This window comes from Bacillus sp. PK3-037, assembly GCF_054161355.1.
Map to the genome: position 1 here is coordinate 1985540 of NZ_CP096408.1, position 19343 is coordinate 2004882.

At 35.9% G+C, this 19343-nt stretch carries 22 protein-coding genes and 4 pseudogenes; 18 read left to right on the forward strand and 8 right to left on the reverse strand.

Going from position 1 to position 19343, the window contains the following annotated elements; translation table 11 throughout:
• Window position 1 precedes the first annotated feature (1 nt).
• From M1D69_RS10480 to csaA, 4 genes are all read left to right on the forward strand, one after another.
• Window positions 2-577, forward strand: a complete 576-nt coding sequence (locus M1D69_RS10480; protein ID WP_059336558.1) for a TetR/AcrR family transcriptional regulator — start codon at window positions 2-4, stop codon at window positions 575-577.
• A 78-nt stretch (window positions 578-655) separates the two neighbouring features.
• Complete coding sequence (locus M1D69_RS10485; protein ID WP_458103815.1) at window positions 656-1408, forward strand: GNAT family N-acetyltransferase; 753 nt, start codon at window positions 656-658, stop codon at window positions 1406-1408.
• On the forward strand, window positions 1408-2130 hold the full coding sequence (locus M1D69_RS10490) for a helix-turn-helix domain-containing protein (protein ID WP_458103814.1): 723 nt from the start codon (window positions 1408-1410) through the stop codon (window positions 2128-2130). Before M1D69_RS10485 ends, M1D69_RS10490 begins: the two co-directional genes overlap by 1 nt.
• 62 nt (window positions 2131-2192) lie before the next feature.
• Entirely contained in the window at window positions 2193-2525 is a 333-nt protein-coding gene (gene csaA, locus M1D69_RS10495; RefSeq protein ID WP_458103813.1) for a chaperone CsaA, read from the forward strand.
• Window positions 2526-3211: 686 nt separating this feature from the next.
• Here csaA and M1D69_RS10500 read toward each other — a convergent pair.
• Entirely contained in the window at window positions 3212-3580 is a 369-nt protein-coding gene (locus tag M1D69_RS10500; RefSeq protein ID WP_017417659.1) for a winged helix-turn-helix transcriptional regulator, read from the reverse strand.
• Window positions 3581-3748: 168 nt separating this feature from the next.
• On the opposite strand from M1D69_RS10500, the gene M1D69_RS10505 reads away from it, so the two are divergent.
• Window positions 3749-4495 carry an SDR family NAD(P)-dependent oxidoreductase gene (locus M1D69_RS10505; RefSeq protein WP_458103812.1) on the forward strand — a complete coding sequence of 249 codons (747 nt, stop codon included), beginning with the start codon at window positions 3749-3751 and terminating at the stop codon, window positions 4493-4495.
• Window positions 4496-4928: 433 nt separating this feature from the next.
• Here M1D69_RS10505 and M1D69_RS10510 read toward each other — a convergent pair whose 3' ends face one another.
• Entirely contained in the window at window positions 4929-5111 is a 183-nt protein-coding gene (locus tag M1D69_RS10510) for a hypothetical protein (protein ID WP_458103811.1), read from the reverse strand.
• A 1538-nt stretch (window positions 5112-6649) separates the two neighbouring features.
• On the opposite strand from M1D69_RS10510, the gene M1D69_RS10515 reads away from it, so the two are divergent.
• The 5 genes and pseudogenes from M1D69_RS10515 to M1D69_RS10535 form a co-directional block, all read left to right on the forward strand.
• Window positions 6650-7183, forward strand: a complete 534-nt coding sequence (locus tag M1D69_RS10515; protein WP_458103810.1) for a GNAT family N-acetyltransferase — start codon at window positions 6650-6652, stop codon at window positions 7181-7183.
• 214 nt (window positions 7184-7397) lie between these two features.
• Window positions 7398-7754 (forward strand): hypothetical protein, encoded by a 357-nt coding sequence (locus M1D69_RS10520; protein WP_458103809.1) that lies wholly within the window; start codon window positions 7398-7400, stop codon window positions 7752-7754.
• A 448-nt stretch (window positions 7755-8202) separates the two neighbouring features.
• Window positions 8203-9492 (forward strand): Na+/H+ antiporter NhaC family protein, encoded by a 1290-nt coding sequence (locus tag M1D69_RS10525; protein ID WP_458103808.1) that lies wholly within the window; start codon window positions 8203-8205, stop codon window positions 9490-9492.
• A gap of 352 nt (window positions 9493-9844) precedes the next feature.
• Window positions 9845-10121: pseudogene (locus M1D69_RS10530) on the forward strand (YolD-like family protein).
• Window positions 10122-10137: 16 nt separating this feature from the next.
• Window positions 10138-10685, forward strand: a pseudogene (locus M1D69_RS10535) (Y-family DNA polymerase); the annotation flags it as partial.
• A 44-nt stretch (window positions 10686-10729) separates the two neighbouring features.
• On the opposite strand, the gene M1D69_RS10540 reads toward M1D69_RS10535, so the two are convergent.
• From M1D69_RS10540 to M1D69_RS10555, 4 genes are all read right to left on the reverse strand, one after another.
• Complete coding sequence (locus M1D69_RS10540; protein ID WP_458103807.1) at window positions 10730-10873, reverse strand: hypothetical protein; 144 nt, start codon at window positions 10871-10873, stop codon at window positions 10730-10732.
• Entirely contained in the window at window positions 10863-11993 is a 1131-nt protein-coding gene (locus M1D69_RS10545) for a response regulator aspartate phosphatase (RefSeq protein ID WP_458103806.1), read from the reverse strand. Before M1D69_RS10545 ends, M1D69_RS10540 begins: the two co-directional genes overlap by 11 nt.
• A 132-nt stretch (window positions 11994-12125) precedes the next feature.
• Window positions 12126-12299: a phage holin gene (locus M1D69_RS10550; RefSeq protein ID WP_458103805.1), complete on the reverse strand. Its 174-nt coding sequence runs from the start codon at window positions 12297-12299 to the stop codon at window positions 12126-12128.
• A gap of 184 nt (window positions 12300-12483) precedes the next feature.
• On the reverse strand, window positions 12484-12744 hold the full coding sequence (locus tag M1D69_RS10555; RefSeq protein ID WP_458103804.1) for a hypothetical protein: 261 nt from the start codon (window positions 12742-12744) through the stop codon (window positions 12484-12486).
• Between the two features lie 657 nt (window positions 12745-13401).
• Here M1D69_RS10555 and M1D69_RS10560 point away from each other — a divergent pair.
• From M1D69_RS10560 to M1D69_RS10575, 4 genes and pseudogenes are all read left to right on the forward strand, one after another.
• Complete coding sequence (locus M1D69_RS10560) at window positions 13402-14118, forward strand: hypothetical protein (RefSeq protein WP_458103803.1); 717 nt, start codon at window positions 13402-13404, stop codon at window positions 14116-14118.
• Between the two features lie 25 nt (window positions 14119-14143).
• Window positions 14144-14289, forward strand: a pseudogene (locus M1D69_RS10565) (helix-turn-helix domain-containing protein); the annotation flags it as partial.
• A 334-nt stretch (window positions 14290-14623) separates the two neighbouring features.
• A complete protein-coding gene (locus M1D69_RS10570; RefSeq protein ID WP_254518301.1) occupies window positions 14624-14743 on the forward strand; it encodes a UPF0715 family protein in 120 nt (39 codons plus the stop codon).
• Window positions 14744-14855: 112 nt separating this feature from the next.
• The gene (locus M1D69_RS10575) at window positions 14856-14915 is read left to right on the forward strand and encodes a hypothetical protein (protein ID WP_255004945.1); all 60 of its coding nucleotides are present in this window, start codon (window positions 14856-14858) and stop codon (window positions 14913-14915) included.
• Between the two features lie 7 nt (window positions 14916-14922).
• Here M1D69_RS10575 and M1D69_RS10580 read toward each other — a convergent pair whose 3' ends face one another.
• A complete protein-coding gene (locus M1D69_RS10580; protein WP_105955051.1) occupies window positions 14923-15153 on the reverse strand; it encodes a hypothetical protein in 231 nt (76 codons plus the stop codon).
• Window positions 15154-15594: 441 nt separating this feature from the next.
• Between M1D69_RS10580 and M1D69_RS10585 the strand changes: the two genes are divergently transcribed.
• From M1D69_RS10585 to M1D69_RS10600, 4 genes and pseudogenes are all read left to right on the forward strand, one after another.
• Entirely contained in the window at window positions 15595-16338 is a 744-nt protein-coding gene (locus M1D69_RS10585; RefSeq protein WP_202657155.1) for an alpha/beta fold hydrolase, read from the forward strand.
• 492 nt (window positions 16339-16830) lie between these two features.
• Window positions 16831-17574 (forward strand): hypothetical protein, encoded by a 744-nt coding sequence (locus M1D69_RS10590; protein WP_105955053.1) that lies wholly within the window; start codon window positions 16831-16833, stop codon window positions 17572-17574.
• Window positions 17575-17890: 316 nt separating this feature from the next.
• A pseudogene (locus tag M1D69_RS10595) lies at window positions 17891-18052 on the forward strand (GNAT family N-acetyltransferase); the annotation flags it as partial.
• 374 nt (window positions 18053-18426) lie between these two features.
• Window positions 18427-18939 carry a GNAT family N-acetyltransferase gene (locus M1D69_RS10600; RefSeq protein ID WP_458103802.1) on the forward strand — a complete coding sequence of 171 codons (513 nt, stop codon included), beginning with the start codon at window positions 18427-18429 and terminating at the stop codon, window positions 18937-18939.
• A gap of 127 nt (window positions 18940-19066) precedes the next feature.
• Here M1D69_RS10600 and M1D69_RS10605 read toward each other — a convergent pair whose 3' ends face one another.
• Window positions 19067-19300: a hypothetical protein gene (locus M1D69_RS10605; protein ID WP_127696876.1), complete on the reverse strand. Its 234-nt coding sequence runs from the start codon at window positions 19298-19300 to the stop codon at window positions 19067-19069.
• Window positions 19301-19343: the final 43 nt, after the last annotated feature.

Sequence of the window (19343 nt, forward strand, 5' to 3'; positions counted from 1 at the left end):
CATGTCACCGAGAGCAGGATTACATCAAAAGATGATTATAGAGGCGGCGGCAGAGATTGCTGATCAGGAAGGAATAAACGGCGTGACACTAGCCGCACTCTCTAAAAAAATGAATGTACGGCCCCCGTCTCTGTATAATCACATAAGCGGGCTGCAGGGAATCAGAACGGAGCTTGCCGTTAGCGGTTTGACAAGGCTTTTTGATCAGATGGCTGATTCTGTCAAAGAACAGAAGGGGGAGTCCGCCTTGCTCTCTTTAGGCGATGCATATGTTGGGTTTGCAGTTGAAAATCCGGGTTATTATGAAGCGACTTTGCTTAAAATTCAAGATGAAAGAGCTGAAAGCCTGTCAAACCAGATTGTCAGGCTTGTGACGAAACTGCTTATTGACAGCGGTTATGCAAACGAACAGACTGTGATTCATGCAACTAGAGGGCTGCGAAGCTTGCTGCACGGATTCGCGACTTTAATCGGAAAAGAAGCGTTTGAATTAAAGGAAGACATTTCAGACAGCTTAGCATTTTCAATTCGATTATTTCTATCGGGGCTGTCAATAAACAATAAAAGTATTATGTAAACTAAATAATATATGTCTTATATTTCTGAATATTGTATAATATATCATGCAGTATATATAAGGGAGAGGCAAGAGGCGATGCATGATATTTACAAAATTGAGCAATTAGCGGCAGCATCATGGCCGTCTTATATTCAAAAACGAATGGGGAAATGGCTTCTCAGAGCGAATTTTGGCGTAACCAAACGGGCGAACAGCGTATGGACATCGGCGGACATGCCAGAAGGAGATTACCAAAAAGAGATCGAGCATTTTTATAAAAGTTTAGGTCTGCCCGTTTGTATTCAAATCAGTGACGCATCTCCGGAAGGACTTGATGATGCGCTGGCAGACAGCGGATATGAAAAGCTTGATGAATGTTTTCAAATGACAGCATCATGCTGCGATATTTTAAATTGTACTTTTGAGAACAGCCGATTTACATATAAGTGGGAGCAGGAGTCATCGTCTTCATGGATTGATGATTTTATCCGATTGGAAGAATTTTCACCCGAACGGCATTGCGGCTATACAAGCATTTTCAAGCGAATGCAGCCGTGTAAAACCTTTTTCACTATGTATGACCAAGGCAGCCTGACAGCAGTGGGCACGGCTTCCGTTATCGATGGCTATGGGGGACTTAGCAACGTTGTTGTAGCAAAGGAACATAGAGGAAAAGGGGCAGGGACCCAAGTCATCAGGGCTCTGACTGAATGGTCAATGAACAATGGAGCTAAGCATATGTACTTGCAAGTGATGAAAGAAAACTCATCCGCCGTTTCTTTGTATGAAAAAATCGGGTTCTCGCCAATATCGGAACACCATTACCGGATCAAAAAGGAGGATGGCTGATGAATTCGCTTCAAGAGATTATCTGTGAAAAACGGACATATACCCGCCTTTATTCCTCACATAAGCACGCGTACAGCCAATTTCTTTTTCCCCTTGAAGGGAATATCGATCTTGAAACAGAGGATCGGCAGGTCAAATTAAAGCCGGATCAATTTTTATATATCCCTCCAGAGTCCGAGCATCGATTCCGCTCTATTGGCAGAAATGAATGTCTTGTGCTGGATGTGCCGCTTCAGGCGATGAAAATTGAGGAGCATCATGCAGCCGCAGGGATTGAAGCTGCAATCGATCCTTTTTGGTCTTCGATCAGGCACTTATTAATAGAGGAAGCAAACACACGCTCAGCGCACTCGCTCCATCTGCTTGTTCAATACATAAAAGAAAAACTGCAAACCCATACTCATGCTTCAATCGCATACATCCATAGCCATTTGTCTGAGCCTCTGACAATACAAAAGCTGGCGGAAATTGAACATTATCACCCAGCTTACTATTCAAGCTGGTTTAAGAAACAGACAGGTAAGTCCCCTCAAGCCTATATAGCTGACCTCCGCCTTGAGGAAGCGAAACGGATGCTGATTGAGAAAAATGTTACGCTGACTGTCGTGAGTCAATCGCTCGGCTTTCAAAACCTTTCTTCTTTTACAAGATGGTTTGCAAAAAGTACAGGTGTATCGCCACGAATGTACCGGAATACCTTTCATTCAGATAAAAAAATATGAGCTTTTGGTTAAACATTTAGCAGGTGTCTCTTTTAAAATAGTAAGAAAAAGGAGATATAATGATGGCTGTAATTGAAGATTTTGAAAAACTGGATATCAGAACTGGCACCATTATCAAAGCGGAAGAATTCCCTGAAGCAAGAATCCCGGCGATTAAACTGTTCATTGATTTTGGAGGAGATATCGGCATTAAACAATCAAGCGCGCAAATCACAAAGCGCTATTGCCCAGAAGAACTGACCAACACACAAATTATCGCTGTCGTGAACTTCCCGCCGCGCCGAATTGCAGGTTTTAAATCCGAAGTCTTAGTCCTCGGCGGCATTCCCGGCCAAGGCGATGTCGTCCTGCTTCAACCTGAACAACCATTACCAAACGGAACAAAAATCGGATAACACAAAAAAGACGTTTGCCTAAGAGGCAAACGTCTTTGCGTATTGAGGCGATGCACCACACGCCACATTCGTGTGTGCCGCAAAGGGCATGTACATCGGCTTACACAATTCAGCTCATCGCTATATGAATATAGCATGACGGGGGAGGAAATGCAAGGAGTACTTTGTGTTATTGTGATTAAATTTGTTGTGAAAATATGAAATGAAGAGAAATAGGGTAGATTACTGTACAATGATTAGTTTGTATTTGATGATTTGAAACCGGTAAAAGTCATTTTATGACCTGAGTGTGACCCCCACTGTGACCCGAAGTGTACATGTAAGAGTTGTCATAAACATAGTTAAATCAATAAAAATGTACTAAATAATAAGGTGAATACAGGGGAGGAGTGTGACCTGGGTTTTTAATTCAGGTCTTTTTTTATGCACAAGAAAATGCCTATCTAGAGATCATAGGCATTAAATATTATTATCAATATCTTCATTTATTTTTTGGCTAAGTTTCTGAACCTTCTCTTTAACATTTGAAACAGCTCTTTTTTGAATTTCATCAAAGTTCTCCTGAATATAGTCCATGACACTTCTTATTAGAACTTCACTTTCAAAATTGAATATCTCATTTATTTCTGACTGTTCTTCATCTGTTAGGTGATGGTATTGAAGTTGATTAGCATTTCCTTCAGCAGCTACATCAATCCTAACTTTAGTTGTTCTGGTTGTACAATTTCATATTCACCTTCTGCATACTCTTGCTCCGCATAATGGCTTCCCCATTGACAGAGCTCCTGCAAGATAGGTTTAAGAGATTCTCCAAGTTCAGTTGATGAATATTCAACCTTCGGCGGTACTTGATTATACATCTTTCTGCTCACAAGTCCACTGGCTTCAAGCTCTCTAAGTGTTTGAATCAGCATTTTCTGAGTTATATTTGGGATAATGCGCTTTAATTCACTCGTTCTCTTTGGTCCATTCATTAAAAAGTATAATACAAGTCCTTTCCATTTTCCGCCAATAACTTCCTTTGTCACTTCAAACCCACAGCTAAATTTTTTCATGTCTAAAGCTCTCCATTCCACATTTATTACTTTTTAGTTACTATATCACAAAAAAGTGGGTACTTCCGATAATGTGCTTACTGAAGGATACTATATCTTGTAAGTTGTTCTTCAAGTACTTAAAGGTACTAGACATAAAATAAAATTAATTCTAAAGGAGTGTTAAGTATGGGTAAATTTGAAGGTAAAATAGCGCTTGTAACGGGTGGAACAAGTGGGATTGGTCTTGCTACAGCACAAAAATTTGTAAACGAAGGTGCATATGTTTATATCACGGGACGTAGACAAAATGAACTTGATAAAGCTGTTAACCAAATTGGCAAGAACGTAAGCGGTGTTCAAGGTGATATTTCTAAGCTTGAAGACTTAGACAAACTATATGACATTATAAAGCAGGAAAAAGGTAAGTTGGACATTCTTTTTGCTAATGCAGGCATCGGCAACTTCCTTCCATTAGGTGAAATTACTGAAGAGCAGGTTGATAAAACGTTCGACATTAACGTTAAAGGAACCATCTTTACTGTTCAAAAAGCGTTATCACTATTCCCGGACAAAGCAGGTTCTATTATTGTAACGGGCTCTACTGCTGGATCAATTGGCAACCCAGCGTTTAGTGTATATGGAGCATCTAAAGCAGCATTAAGAGCACTAGTTCGCAACTGGATTCTTGACCTAAAAGGTACTGAAATCCGTGTAAATGTGGTTAGTCCAGGAGGTATTCTTACACCTGCCTACGATGAGCTTTTTGGTGATGCACTTGAAGAAGTAATGGAAAATAGCAGAAATACTGTTCCAGCTGGAAAAGTTGGGACACCTGAAGAAGTAGCAAACGCTGTATCTTTCCTTGCTTCAGACGAAAGCAGTTACTTGACGGGTGTTGAATTGTTCGTAGATGGCGGGCTAGCACAGGTATAATTTCACTGCGCAGAGATTACAAATAGTCCCCAAAAAAGGTTAATGGGGATTTACTTGAAGAAGTCGTATAAAAAAGTCGTTTACCTTAAAGGACAGGGAATTCGACTTTTTTATGTTTGAATTTGATTAACGTTGTAAATTCGCATTTTCCTGGGGCTACCACTAAATGACCTGTAAAAAAGATTACTTTGTGAATAAATGTACTTAAAGTAACGGGGGCGTTAGTTGAAGAACAAACAACACCGTTGTTGTAGTAAATGAGGTCATTTGTTGTACAAAAAAAGGATAGTTGAATACAGGCATTTTCACCCTGTTCATCTATCCTCTCTTTTTGTTTATAAAATGTGTGACATTTTATTTGGTTGCTTAATTATTAATAATATTAAACATTTTCTTGACTTTTAATAAAAAATAATATCCCTGTCCTTGTATTCTAATACTTTTGAAAATATTTAAAGGATTCCTTATGTCCTGAATAACCACAAATGCTGCATACATAATCACCTGTGCTTGTACCAAGGTAATACTCTTTATCGGGTCTATTAGGATGGTCACAAGGTGGATTCCCTTTTTCTTTCCAAGCTTTTCTTAACTCAGCTGCTTCGCTCATTTGCATACTAGTATTCTCCTTTCCAGTTCTAAAAAATAGTATACACCTACCAGAGTAATATATTCCAATTAAACAAAATCTATGTAAACGAACCATTTGAAACAGGAGAATAAGGAGACTTTCGCTTCCTTTCTAAGGATTACTTGCCTCTTGACTGAGCTAACACAGAACGAGCTTTGTTTTAGAATCTTTACTGTATCTTCCATCTCTTAAGACTTTAGATGCCAGTTTTGCAGTTTTCGGGCTTGATGTCTTCTTTTTACTAGGTTTCCCGTTTTTTCTTTTAGACATTCGAATCACCTCCGCACTATATATTGCATTATGTATCTTTGACAAACACAATATATTGATTTTCTTTTTGAGAAATACCTGAGGGATTTACAGATATCAGACCGCCGGACGGAATGTACAAACTGAAATTCGATCCTGATAAGAAAAACTGGTATGAGTCAGCTTCACAGGAGTACATTGACAGCCTCCACGGCAGTCTAAGGCTCCATTACAGGGCGACTTCGGATTTCTATGGCACGGTAACATTTCGTTAAAAAAGGCATCACTAAAGACAACACCTTAATTCAGGAGCATAGACTGACTTTATTAAATTGTAAGGAGTCGCATGCGCTAACACACGTAAAACTTGACAGGGTAGTGACTCAGCCGCCGCAATAATTGAGGATAGGATGCCTTCTGTGTTTCCCTATTTACACATGCATCTGAAAGGCGAAAGCTGCCATTAAGTGCTGACGAAGGAAGGGTGTATCGTTTCTGACGATGCAGGACAAGCCATAAGTATACGAACCCAATTTTGGGTTGGTTGAACCTGTTAGGGACCTTGACACAGTAGGCTTGTTTGGGGAATAACCAACGGCAAATAGGGTGAACACACGGATACCACAAGTGGATATACAATCAAGTTTCAGTCGCCTGCCTGAGTTTGTTTATTTTTTTTTACAAGCAAATTCAGGCAGACAACTTGTCCAGCCGTTGTCCACAGTCTCAACCAATCAAGCAAAAAATTAAAAGAAAAGTCAAGACAAATAACAAAGAAATTTGTGAGGTTCACTATGAACCTGCCAAGGTGTAGTTCAAGCTGAACCAGACCCTTTGGTTAAGTATATATACTTAAATAAAACCAACAAACGACAGTTCAGTCTGAACCATCGTTTCTCCAGAAGTGGGGAATGAGACAGAGAGACATCATGTAGTTCTGTTACTTTAAGTAAGGTCGTATCCAATACGTATACGACCTTAAATCACTCGTTGCCGAATAAGCAACGACTCAATCCACGACTACAATGAGGTCGTAGACAAAACAACCACGACCTCGGTATGCTCGTTGGTGAAATAACAACGACCTGACAAAGAACATGGGCATAAATGAGAGGAACAAAAAGGTGATAAAAACATTATTCTTAGTTTTACAAATATTTGATAATATTGATAATAGTTTCAAAAAAAAAAGAGCAGTTTTATGTTGGTAAATTTATTAGAGGAAATTCGGAAAACTGAAGCAAAATATGTAGATGAACGGAGGAAAAGTTAAAATGGCAGTTACTTATTGGACAGGGGAAAATCTTACACTGCGAGCGATCCAACCTGAAGATATCGTTATTTTTGAATCATTAGATGATGAAATTTTACGAAATATGGACTCTCTTCATTTTCCTCGTTCAGCTAATAACATGAGAGAATGGGTAGAAGAACAATTAGAAAAAGATGAATTCCGTTTTATTGCAGTTGATAGAGATAATAATATAGTAGGTATGATCGAAACCTTTGACTGTGATAGGAAAAATGGTACCTTCGATTATTATTTAGCTGTATTTGAGCCATATAGAGGTAAAGGATATGCCAAAGAAATGATCTTGATGGTTCTTCGCTTCTTTTTTTTGGAGCTGGCTTATCAAAAAGTAAATGCAACTGTTTATTCTTTTAATAATCCATCCATACGATTACATGAAAAATTAGGTTTCATGAAAGAGGGACAACTAAGAAAGATCATTTTCACTAAAGGTGCCTATTATGATGGTATTTGCTTTGGGATGACAAGAGAAGAATTTGAACTGAATCATGGTTAATAGTACTTGTGCACCGATAAAGTATTGAGTTCCAATAAAATAATGGTTTATCCATAAAACAAAAGTTTGCAAATTAGGGAGAGAACATGCTTAATGCAGGTTCTTTTTTTATTCAATTATTAAATCATTTGAATAATTGTCGATATTTAACATGTGTAAAGATGAAAAGGGTGCTCTAAGGTTATAAAAAGCTCTGAAAGGATTGTGGTTATCGATGGTAAATGAAAACTCAAGTGATCTTATTTATGATCCAAAATTCTTAGCATTTTGCAGTTTGGCTACTGAAGGGTATGGAGGGAATAATCCAACTCCTTCATCCATTAGTTTTAGTGAATTCTGTGAAAAACTAGAGAAAAATAAGGTCGTTGAACCCGAGAATAAAAAAAGCTCACTTGACATAAATAAGTCTTTAGATTATTGGAAATCTAGATTAAATGGTGGAGGTAGCCTTTCTGCAATAGATTTGAAGGTATTAGATATTATTAAAAAAGCTTACAACTTAGGCATGGTTAACAAAGATAACATGTTACTACGTAACGAAGCAATTAGTGCTTATAAGAACTCAATCTGAATATGAAAATAGCGCCCTTTTAATTATTGAATTTATTTTCTTGTAAATGCTCCTCATGTTCTCTGATGTTTGCTATTTCTTGTTTGAATAACAATTGCTATGACCGCAGATTTAGTTGGTGCATAAAGAGGAAGGGTGTGAACCCTTTCCTTTTTATATTGTATTATTGATAATAGCTAAAACAGTTTTTATGCCAGTATCGTTGCGTGTTGCCCCCTCAAACACTCCTCATCAAACAGTTGTATTTGTATATGGAACTTTCCAAATAATCTGTTGATGAAAGTGTTATTTCCTCTTCTTGAAAAATCCTTCTTTCTTTTCTGTTTTTAATTTAATAATTACTATACTATTTTTCCGCTTGACTTTTTTACTGTAGCCTTTTAAAGTATGGAATGTTGTTTAGACTATATTTTACGACTTGATACTGAAATTAAAGGTGGCTACTTAGATGAAACAAAATGGAAATCCTTGGGCGCTATTGCCACTAGTCTTATTTGTAGGCCTATTTGTCGGCTCTGGTGTATTGACTGGAGATTTCTATAAATTGCCGATATTGATTGCGGCAATTATAGCATCAGCTTTCGCGCTTACATTTAACCAGAAGCAATCTCTCAATCAGAAAATAGAATGGTTTGCTTCCGGGGCGGGACATCCTGATATTATTATTATGGTTATCATTTTTATATTAGCGGGTGCTTTTGCTTCTGCAGCTGAGGCGATGGGAGCGGTACACTCAACCGTCAACCTTGCTTTGAGCATTATTCCGAAGCAGTTTATACTGCCAGGGCTTTTTATCATTGCTTGTTTTATTTCTGTTTCGATGGGAACATCGATGGGGACGATTGCCGCAGTTGCTCCAATTAGCGCCGGTTTGAGCGGAGAACTTGGCTTGCCTACTGCAATCGCTATTGCAGCTGTTGTCGGCGGAGCTATGTTTGGAGATAATCTTTCTTTTATTTCGGACACCACCATCGCGGCAGTACGGTCACAAAAAACACAAATGATGGATAAATTTAAAACGAATTTTTTGATCGTTTTGCCTGCTGCTATCATAACTATCATTTTATTATTTTTTATACCGACAGGACACGTAGGACATATCGGAGCTGAATCTTACAGCTGGTTTAAAGTACTTCCTTATGTTGCTGTGTTAGTATTTGCGTTAATTGGTTTTAATGTGGTGGCTGTCATTTTTGGGGGATTAATCTTAACAGGGATTATAGGGTTTGCAAGCGGCAGCTTGACGCTTGAGTCTTATTTTAAAGCAATTACGGATGGAATTGCCGGAATGTCTGATCTTATCATCCTTTCAATGTTAATTGGCGGAATGGTCGGCGTCATGAAACAAAACGGAGGGATTGACTTTTTGGTGGGATTCATTTCCAAAAGAATCAATTCAAAAAAAGGTGCTGAAGCCGGTATTGCCGGATTGGTCAGTGTTACTAACCTAGCTACTGCCAATAATACGATTGCTATTATTGCAGCCGGACCGATAGCCAAAAATATCTCTGATGAATTTAAAATTGACAATAGAAAGTCGGCAAGTATCTTAGATATCTTTTCCTGCGTGATACAAGGTTTAATTCCTTACGGTGCGCAGATGTTATCGGCCGGGAAGTTTGGGAATATTTCACCTGTCAGCATCTTGCATTACTCTTTCTATCCAGTTTTAATCGGGATCTGCGGCATCATAGCAATTATATTCGAACTGCCAAAATTCACAAGAAATGCGAAATGAATATAAAAAAGGTACCAAATGGTGCCTTTTTCTTTTTTTGCCAAAATTCGTAAAAGCATATAGAAATGATGAAAAACGAAGATAGAGGGTGTAATGAAAACAAGCTTTCACAAGGGTCTTAAAGCCCTTGTTATTTTTTATGTCTTCTAATTTTTAGAGGTTTATTTATTTGGAGACGTGTAGATTGTTTTAAGGAAGGATCATTCGAGGATATGGAATAGCATTACCAGTATTTATATCAAACTCTTGTTCTTGTTCATATTGAATAAGGACCATTTGTTCTGTTGATATTGGATCAACAAAGAAGTGAGTCAAATTGCAAAGAGATTGAGGGACAATCAAATGGACATCAATGATGCTTCCAGAACATTTAACGCAACGATGCATCAAAAATTGAAAAACCATCCTTAGATGATCAAAAAATTGAAGAGATGGATCTTCTCGTCTTTAAGGCTCTTGAATTTAAAAAAGAGTTGCAATTCAAGCTGTATAAAAACGGATTCGTGAAAATATCGCTCGCAGAGTCCATTACATTAATTTTGAACAACTAGCTACACGTTAAAGATCAACATAACAATACAGTCTATATCAACATGAAAAACATCATAGGAGTTACATACAATGATTGATTCTTTTGATTACCACGTAAGATTAGCTGCATCTCCTGCACTTAAAAAAGATTTTGGAATCAAAACAAAACAAAGTCTAGATTATTCGAGATACCTGAAGCGCCCAGAATAGACATTGTAAATCCGCAAATGAAGCTTTTCATCAGAGTTTCAACTGAGATTACAAAACTGTTTTACAGATTTGTTCCTGAAAAATGTGTCCACACGTATTCAATTGATGAATTTTTTTTAGATGCAGGAAAAGAAGATCCTGAAGAAATGGCCAAAGCAGCGTGTGGAGAGAGTTCGGTTTGATGTGTACTGTAGGCATTGGGGATAATATGTTGCTCAGTAAGCTTGCGCTTGACCTGGAGAGTAAGAAACGAAGAGTAGTATCGCACGTTGGAGATATGAAGATGTGCCAAATAAAGCTTTAGAATGTTCATTAGTTGTTGTCTAAAATGTGGGGATAGGAGGGAGGATAGAAAGGAACCTGAACCGAATGGGGATATCGACTGTAGGCCAGTTAGCCAAGTTTCCCTTAGAGCTGCTTGAACAAAGTTCGGAATAAAGGGTAACAAGTTGTTGACATAAGAGTTAAAACCCTTCTCAATGAGAAGGGCTAAACATTAAACAAAAAACTTGGTCGGTTGAATTGAAGTAATATTCCTTTTAGCTTCATGGAACTCTTTGTCATTCGAGGATGAAAAGCCACTAAACATTGCTAATCCAACGACAACTGACAAGGTGGCTAATGCAACTTTAAATTTCATATAAACACTCTCCTCTTTGTATTTGGATTCGGGCATCCACCATGACGTCAAAAAAGGTGGTTGAGTTTTCAAATTGCCCTATCTCCTTACAATAATTAGCCGTGTCAAGTGCTAACTCCTCTAAATCTGGATACATAACATTATCTTTAAGTACAGAAAAAGTTCGGAAAACTGTGCGTTTATCTATAGAGTCGATATATAAAGCCTTTAGGTAATTAAACTCAGCAACTAAGACATCATCGTTTATGGCTTGTGCTTTCTCGATTCCTTTTTTATAAAGAATCAAGGCTTTTTCAATATCCTTCATTTTGAAGTAAATTTGTGTCAGTGTAAATAACGTGTGAGGGAGTAGATCGCTTTTATCGCTTTCGTACAATGAAACTGCTTGTTCAATATATTCAGCAGCTTTGTCATACTCTTTCATCTTATAATAACAGTTTCCTAAATTATATAATGATGCACCAATTAGCTTGTGTTTGTTTATGGCTTTTGAGTCTTTTATGGCTCTCTGAAGATGGGGAACTGCTTTTTCATGACTTTCCAGATCATCAAAGTTGCCTGCTACAACAAATGCACATTGTATTCGGCGAACAGTATAAGTTTTTTGGTCTTTATAAATGTTAAGGGCTGCTTCAGCATAGTGCATTGATACATGGGTTTGTTTCATGTGATAATACACTTCAGCCATTTTGAAATAAAACTCAGCTCGTTCAATTTCGTCTGTTACTAAAGCGAGCTTTTTCTCAGCAATTTTATATGACCTTATTGCTTTTATATATTCCTTCTTATCACATTCGTACATTCCTCTAAAGAAATTGCAGTAGTATTCCAGGACACCTTTAAGTTTTGTTTGGCTGCTTTCGATCTTTTCTAATAAGTCTGAAATTTTAGGGCGTTCTTCATTCAATGACTTAGGTTCAAGGTAATCCAGCATTAGCTGATGACGAAAACACATTAGAGAATAATACAGCAATAAGTCTTGGTCTTCCTTCATATGTTTAATTTCTTCTTCAATCTCTGCTTTTAATATCTCTGCATCTGGAACGGCGAACATCCGTATGTATTTATACCATTCATTGATTTTAACTCCAACTGTGGATGACGGAATTAATTGCTCCATTGAAATCCCTCCCTCTATGTATCTAATAGACTAATATGTAATACTTTATCATATTTAAATGAATGAGGAAGATTAATGTTATCTTAAAAAACGAAAAAAATACCCTCCTCAATTAAGAGAAGGGTAGGGGTTTTATCTCGGTGAATCATAATCCAGTGCATGTTCACTATCAGAAATACCTTGAGTTGTCGGGTCAACAATGATACCCATTGCAGTTAAAAATGTTAGAAGTGCATTAAATCGCTCTGTCAATTTGTCACCCAAAACCGTCAAGTCGTATATCGTACACGATCCTAGTACTTTCATCTAAGGGTTAATCAGTCGAGATCATTGAGGAATCAAAATATGGCCAAGTGATTGTTATTACTCAGCGCAACAGAAAAGAAGGAACCAGCAAAAGTAAATATTACGTTTTCATACATAAAAGATCACATTGGAAGAAATACCTTGCTTAAAACAAGAAAAAGGAGCTAAAAAGCCCCTTATAAGTTTAAACAACTTTTGTATAAATAGCCTTATAAAACCCTATTGAGTAATCAAAATAATAATTTGTAAGAGTATAAGTATAACCATTGTATTCAAGAGAAGGCTTGAAGTTTGGTATGGGACTAAGCTGATATATGGTGTCGTATTCATATTCATCATTTTTCACAACAACTTCAGATGAAACATTCGTTGCCAAGGCAGGAACAGCGGATATTAGCATGCCGAATGTTAAAGCAGAACTCAATAAAATGTTTCTAGGGTTCAATTATATCAACTCCATTTACATATTATGCATTTATTGTGCAATATCTGGAGTTTGTTTGGAAGTGAATGAAGGATCATAAAAGCCTATTTATTTTCAAAATCGTGATTTTAAACAAATTAGGGGGAACGAATAAATCAAGATATTCAGCTTTTGAAAGACCTCCAAACTGAATTGTAAACGCAGGATCATGGCTCTCAAGCTGCACCGTGATTTTGGTCTATAGGAGATTATAAATGGGTTAGGACTTCAGCTGAACGCTATTCTGTTTCATACCTGAAAATGGAAAATCTTATGAGCTGGAAAGTTATCTAAAGGACATCAAGAAGAATGATGAATTGTCTTCAGAAGCGATGGAAGATATAGGTGTGAGGCTTCCGCATTAGATTGGATACATAAATATGTAGACAGGGGCGCTGATCTGATACCAGAAACAGAGGTTCATTACATTTATCAAAATACAATGTTTCTAACTAAAGCGGAGGCAAAAGAGAAAGAAAATGATTCAGAAGTAATCGCAGTTCACCAATCCTTATTCAAAGACAGCCTTCCTTTTGGATATTTTTATTGGTATCAATTCTGTATAAAACATGTATAAACAAAGAGAGATGTGAACAATGGTAAATATCTTAACTATTATCTTGAAAAGTGACAGATTGGATGAATATCCATTATTTCAAAAGTTCTGTTCCCTCAAAGAAAAAGGGTTACGTAAAGAATCCTTTAAAGCATTATCTTCTTTTATTGATGAGGCAAAGACGTGGGATCATAATGCGAAACAGAAGTTTGCTTGTTAGCTATTTGCTTTATTTACAAACATCAGATGATATTCACCATGTACTTGTTCATCCTTTGGAAGAGGAACTTTTAAAGCCTTTACTTGAGGGATGGATGAAGAGTAATTCCGAAGATCCAAGGCCATATAGGTGGTATGGCGTGTTTTTAAATACTGAAAAACGTGTCGATTACTTACACAATGCGCTTAGACTTGGTGGCAGCAATGAACAATTATCCTTATTGATACTAATCAATTTTAATTTAGTCGCCCTTTGGTATTCATTTCATCATATATCCGAAGATTTGTATCTTGGTGATATTAAAGAAAATACAGCACTTATTACTAAGTCACTGCATTTAAACAATAAGGTAGAATGTCAACAAACAAGAAATAACAATAACGAGGCACTTAACTATTATCAAGATCTGTTGAATGACTGGGTGTTGTTTACAAAAAACAATTTATTGAATGGTGTGAAAATAAGGGCAGAAATTATCATTGGGTCAAATCCTATTATTACGAAAAATAACAATAGAATGCAGTTTTTATTTGTTTATTGCATGCTTGTTTTAAATTTACATAAAAACAACTTGATTTAGACATTTTAATCGTGAATTGATCACTTTTGCGACTGTCAGAAAGCTATACAGGTATAAAATGGAGCGGTACCCAAGAGAGCTGTTAGATAACTCTGCACATACCTAAACATTGAGCTGCATGAGATGTTGCTATTTCAAAAAGATCAAAACCATATCGATTACTCAGGATAAAAATGGTAAACTAAAGTTATAAGATTAGGAAATAATTACAAGTTTTCTAGGGCAGTGAGCAAATGTAAATATAACGGCGAATGGGTTACTGATAGTCAAGTGAAAAAATGATATTGATTTAATGGAGGATGTATGAAAGGAACATTTAAGTACAACAAACCAGGTGAAAACAGATCCGAACAGAATTTATTATCAAGAGTTCACATAAAGAGACAAGCTTAAGAGACGTTTGGATAAAGAATTTATGGTTTGAGCTTAATGATATGAATTATTTCGTAACGCGGTGGTTATTTTCAGAGGTTGAATAATGCTCAATCTTTTATACTCTGGATTTATGGCAATCGCATTAGTCACTATTGGCATCATAGGATTTTACGCTTTAATCACTTATTTGGTGTTTGCTGTCCCTTTGCAATTTGCAAGTGCTGCTGAGAAAAAGAGGAAAAAAGTTTAAATTAATCTTTTTATCTACACAGCTATAGCTTTTGTAGCTGCGTTATCGTTCTTTGTTGTGACTAATCCAACAGCTCTTGCTTGCTGTGCTAAAAAGCTTAAATTATTTCATTATGAGCATTGTTGCAGCTTTCATTTATTGGTTCTGGGACTCTATATTCTTACGGAATTGAAATAAGTTTAAATCATGAATTTCACACCGTTTACAACAAGTAAGAAGGCTGCTGTTCCAAACAATAAATATCCAGACAGTTTTTGTTTGCTTAATATCGCTTCAACTCCGACTAATGATAAAAGGGCTGCAACAAATAATTGCACAACCAACAACAATATTTCATTTTGATTAAACAGTGAGTATACGCACAAGACTAATGCTAAGCAAGAAACCGAAATTTTTGCAACCTTTAGCAAGGTATCACTCCTAATGCAGTCATGAATTAACCTTAACATGATTACGTGTCTTAATCCGAGAGCATAAAGAATCAAGATAAAAGAAGTGTTTTATTTAAAATTGGAGTTTCACTGGAACATTTTTATTCGGATTGCCATGTTTATAGCTATTTTTGGTCTGCAGGTTACTAACCAAACATCATATCCATTCGTTTTTATTATTTTTCTCTTTCTCTTTCATAAGCATATCACCCACATAAGATAAATACCGTATGATGTTAACAAGGAGAATGTTTTTCATGATTGATTTCCTTTTCTTAATGTAATGTCAAGGGTTTGGTAATGTCATGTTTGGGGAGGTTTAGCATTCGACAAAAAAACAGGAAAGTATATAAAAATGTCAGAGACACAATGCTCCATTTTAACCTATGAACCTAATGATTAAACACTGGAGGTTTTTGTATGAATAAAATTACCAATACTGGAAAGATGCAAGATATTGGTGGTATTAAGCTCTATTACGAATTTTTTGAAAGGCAAAATGAAAACATTACAGTCATATTTGAATCAGGATACGGATGCCCTTCTGCTTCTTGGGACCCTATAAAAGGTGAAATTTCAAAATTTGCACAATTCTTCATCTACGATAGAGTAGGTTTAGGAAAAAGTGAAAAAGACGATAGACGAAAAGACAGCAAGCAGTCTGTTGAAAATCTTCGTACCCTTTTAAAAAATGCGAATATTAAACCACCATATATGCTTGTTGGGCATTCATTTGGAGGAGCAAATGTAAGATTATATGCTTGTACATATCCAGAAGAAGTAGCAGCAGTTATTCTCTTAGATTCCTGCCATGAAGATCAAAACAAAATTATGCCACCACTATTCAGTGAAGAAACAAGATCTCTTTACTTTAATCAATTTTCGGTAGAAGGTTCTTTAAGTGAAATTCATGATAGTTTTGAACAAATAGACAAATGCACATCATTAGGAGATATCCCACTTATAGTTGTCAGCGCTGGTTTACAGTCTTATCATACAACTGAATCCTTCGCTGCATGGAATTTATTTCAAAGAGACTTTATTCATTTATCAACAAATAGTAAACATATTGTTGTGAAGGATGCATCACACAGTCTACATGTTGATCAACCCCAGATTATTGTTGACATTATTAAAGATACATTGAAAGAGATACAGAAATAAGTTTAGTTAAAAACTGTACTAGGAGTAAAAGCAGTACTGAAGGGTGCAGTCTCGTATTGGTTAGAGTAGGTAGCAATCCTTAAACGCTGTATCGAAATCGGCTGGATTACGCGGAATGGAGAATTCTATAAAGCGATACGATAAAGTAATCCTTTTATTATTAGTGAGGTTTAAAATGTGCGTAAAGAAAGAGGCAGATTGGTCAAGAATTTGGCGCTGAAGAAATTGCTGAATATTTAAAGTCAAAGGGTCATAAACCAAAACTTAATGTTAATCACTATCGAGTTTACTTTGGTGGCTCTATAACCATTTGACACAGGCTAAGGAGATACTACATAGCTCTTGAAGACAGAAGGCAACAAGAATATATTATTTTCCTAGTTTTTAACATTCATATTAAAATAATTGTTTTATGCAAAAGCCCGCAGTAGGACTAAAAATTAGATAAATATGGTATTGTATTTTCAACTAAAGTTTTTTGAGGTGAGCATTTTGGCTACTACATTGAATAGAAGTTTTTTAACCGAAATCAGAAACAGACTAAACAACCAAGGAATAACTTCAGATGACTTTCATATTATTCAAGAACAGAAGGCAAGGAGAATAAACTTAAATATTAAATATTTATATGATGATTATTATTACAACGCAACAATTGAAGGAGAGGGCTCTCGTATATCAAGCCAATATAGTCCAGGTGAAGTAGTTTTAACTCAAAATAAACATAATATGAATTCTGACGATCTTTTAGACAGCATCGAAGGATGGGTTAATGCATTACGAAAGGAAATAAAGAATACAATTTTAGGAAGACAAGCTGAGGAAACAGAAGAAAAATTAGCTGAGCTTGAAAATTTGGTTCGAGAGAAATTTAAAGAAGATAAAGAAACCTTTTTTACTAGGAAAGAAGCAAATGAATTAAAAGAAAAACTCAGTCAACTTGAAAAACTTTATAACGAAGCTATTAATAAAAACGTAACTAATAAGAATCAATCAAGAGAAGAATATACAAAACTACATGATGAAGTTGAATTATTAAAGGAGCAAGTCGAGTACTTATCAAAAAAGAAATGGGCAACTGCTCTAATGATAAAAATAATGAATTGGACTTCACGAAATCCTGCCGCAGCTAAACAAATAGGGCAAGAAGCAGTAAAAGCACTTCTCCCAAAAGAAATTGAGGAATCACTACCGCCTAGCCTACTGCCACCTTCAGACGAACAATTAAAAAACTGATTGAAAAAAGGCGAAAAAGGCGAACTTTTCTTCATTATTGTATTTTTATAAATAGAAAACATCCTGCTTCCTTTGTTTTAGATATTACAAAGGAAGTTTTTTGTGAAAAAATGTTGAGATCTTGTGGTTTTTGTTAGGTATTTACACTTTTGTGTATAAATTTAATCTCAACTGATTAATTAAAAAATAAATGAGTTTTAAATAAAATAAGAATTTTAAAGAAATTCATTTGAATTGGAGACTGACTCGGTTACATTCCACAGTTACCTGATTGTCAAATTTTAGTTTTTTCAGAGCCCTTTCAACTAGCAATCTTGCAGATTATTATCCGAAGTTTGGTTTTAAGCCAGCTAGCTTATGGAATATAAAAGCGCCCTTTGAGGTGCCTGATGAAGTATTTATGGCTCTGGAATTAGCAGATCATTCTCTTGAAGATGTGCAAGGTGTCGTTCATTATTCAGAAGCTTTTATAAATTGAAAGCTAGATGATTGATTAGAAATTGATAAAAAAGAGGTTATCCCTGAAATTGTCATTTTGTGGATAGCCTCTTTTTTGTGTAAAGAGCTTTAAAAATGAAAAAGAAAGCTGCAAAGGGATATGAATGAAAATAATATAGACGCGAATATCGAATCATTAAACCGTAAAGTCAAGCGATTAGAGCATAAGAGCAACGATTTACGTGACCAATTAAAGGCGTACACAGAAGTCTACAAGAAGATATAGCTGAGACGCCTACCCTTTGTTTGCAAGGACCCAGATTGTTGTATAAGGATAGTATTTAAAGAGGTTATTATTGTCTTAATATCGAATAAAGATTTAAGTGTAATTTATTTTTGATGGGAGATATTTTAATGCATATCACAACAAAAAGGTTATTGATACGTGAATTTGAATTCAAAGATTGGAAAGCTGTATATGAGTATACGTCAGATATGAATGTTATGAAGTATATACCAGATGGGGTTTTAACTGAAGAAGATGCAAAAACATTTGTAAATAAAAACAAAGGTGATAACGCTGAAAATTTTCCTGTAATACTAAAAGGTGAAGATTCTCTTATAGGCCATATTGTTTTTTATAAGTATTTTGGTGAACATACATATGAGATTGGGTGGGTGTTTAATCCGAATTATCAAAATAGAGGGTATGCTTCTGAAGCAGCACAAGCTATCTTGGAATATGGATTTAAAGAAATGAACTTACATAGGATGATAGCTACGTGTCAACCTGAGAATATCCCATCATACCGAGTTATGGAGAAGATTGGAATGAGAAGAGAAGGCTTTTTTAAAAAATGTATTCCTAAAGGCAATGAATGGTGGGATGAATATTATTACGCTATTTTAGAGGAAGAGTGGAATTGAACTATATTGAAGGAAGAAACATTGGCGATACAAACAAAATACCATCTCCTACTTAGAACACTGAAATGGCAGGAGACATTCTTACATGCAGGGCATTTTATTTGAGACAATTCTAGTAGGATTAAAACTATATATTTACTAATGTGTAAACCAATACAACGATGAACAAGAAATATGAAATATAAGAAATTGCTTTTGACGAACTTGCTTTATGTTTTTGGAGAGTATATATAAGTGCAAAACCCAAAAAGAAAACAGTCACAAACCAAGAAGTGTATTCAGGAAAGATTGCGACCAGCAACACGATGATCGTTGAAAAAATAAATGAGGAGTAATGAGTAACTTTTTGATCATGATTCAAAGAAATCACCTTATAAATTTTTACCCATTTTAATGTATATCAA

Bases quoted from the DNA above. Each gene is read 5' to 3' on its own strand.
- M1D69_RS10480 (WP_059336558.1), top strand. From the start codon at position 2: ATGTCACCGAGAGCAGGATTACATCAAAAGATGATTATAGAGGCGGCG.
- M1D69_RS10485 (WP_458103815.1), top strand. From the start codon at position 656: ATGCATGATATTTACAAAATTGAGCAATTAGCGGCAGCATCATGGCCG.
- M1D69_RS10490 (WP_458103814.1), top strand. From the start codon at position 1,408: ATGAATTCGCTTCAAGAGATTATCTGTGAAAAACGGACATATACCCGC.
- csaA (WP_458103813.1), top strand. From the start codon at position 2,193: ATGGCTGTAATTGAAGATTTTGAAAAACTGGATATCAGAACTGGCACC.
- M1D69_RS10500 (WP_017417659.1), bottom strand. From the start codon at position 3,580: ATGAAAAAATTTAGCTGTGGGTTTGAAGTGACAAAGGAAGTTATTGGC.
- M1D69_RS10505 (WP_458103812.1), top strand. From the start codon at position 3,749: ATGGGTAAATTTGAAGGTAAAATAGCGCTTGTAACGGGTGGAACAAGT.
- M1D69_RS10510 (WP_458103811.1), bottom strand. From the start codon at position 5,111: ATGCAAATGAGCGAAGCAGCTGAGTTAAGAAAAGCTTGGAAAGAAAAA.
- M1D69_RS10515 (WP_458103810.1), top strand. From the start codon at position 6,650: ATGGCAGTTACTTATTGGACAGGGGAAAATCTTACACTGCGAGCGATC.
- M1D69_RS10520 (WP_458103809.1), top strand. From the start codon at position 7,398: ATGGTAAATGAAAACTCAAGTGATCTTATTTATGATCCAAAATTCTTA.
- M1D69_RS10525 (WP_458103808.1), top strand. From the start codon at position 8,203: ATGAAACAAAATGGAAATCCTTGGGCGCTATTGCCACTAGTCTTATTT.
- M1D69_RS10540 (WP_458103807.1), bottom strand. From the start codon at position 10,873: ATGAAATTTAAAGTTGCATTAGCCACCTTGTCAGTTGTCGTTGGATTA.
- M1D69_RS10545 (WP_458103806.1), bottom strand. From the start codon at position 11,993: ATGGAGCAATTAATTCCGTCATCCACAGTTGGAGTTAAAATCAATGAA.
- M1D69_RS10550 (WP_458103805.1), bottom strand. From the start codon at position 12,299: ATGAAAGTACTAGGATCGTGTACGATATACGACTTGACGGTTTTGGGT.
- M1D69_RS10560 (WP_458103803.1), top strand. From the start codon at position 13,402: ATGAATATCCATTATTTCAAAAGTTCTGTTCCCTCAAAGAAAAAGGGT.
- M1D69_RS10570 (WP_254518301.1), top strand. From the start codon at position 14,624: ATGGCAATCGCATTAGTCACTATTGGCATCATAGGATTTTACGCTTTA.
- M1D69_RS10585 (WP_202657155.1), top strand. From the start codon at position 15,595: ATGAATAAAATTACCAATACTGGAAAGATGCAAGATATTGGTGGTATT.
- M1D69_RS10600 (WP_458103802.1), top strand. From the start codon at position 18,427: ATGCATATCACAACAAAAAGGTTATTGATACGTGAATTTGAATTCAAA.